This is a genomic window from Bacillus sp. SIMBA_074, assembly GCF_046534555.1.
GTDB lineage: Bacteria > Bacillota > Bacilli > Bacillales > Bacillaceae_G > Bacillus_A > Bacillus_A mycoides.
In genome coordinates this window covers 1-249 of sequence record NZ_JAWRYM010000985.1, presented here as the reverse complement: position 1 = coordinate 249, position 249 = coordinate 1, and the positions used below count along the sequence as shown (strand labels likewise).

The window sequence follows — 249 nt, the reverse complement described above, 5'->3', positions numbered from 1 at the left end:
CTGCTCGCCGACGCCGCGCGCCAGGTCGAGCGCGAGCTCAGCGACGAATCCCAGGATCCGGCTGACTGGACCTGGGGCGCGCGCAACACCACCGCCATCTGCCATCCCATCTCGCGCGCCTTGCCGGCCTTAGCCCGCCCCGCGCTGTGCATGCCTGCCGAGCAACTGCCCGGCGACCGCGACATGCCACGCGTGCAGGGCCCGAACTTCGGTGCCTCCGAGCGCATGGTGGTCTCACCCGGCCACGAG

The 249-nt window shown here is 72.3% G+C and carries 1 protein-coding gene; it reads left to right on the top strand.

Features of this window, described 5'->3' with window-relative positions; all coding sequences use genetic code 11:
- On the top strand, positions 1–249 hold a 249-nt coding region (locus SB773_RS33705; protein WP_410594825.1), incomplete at both ends, for a hypothetical protein.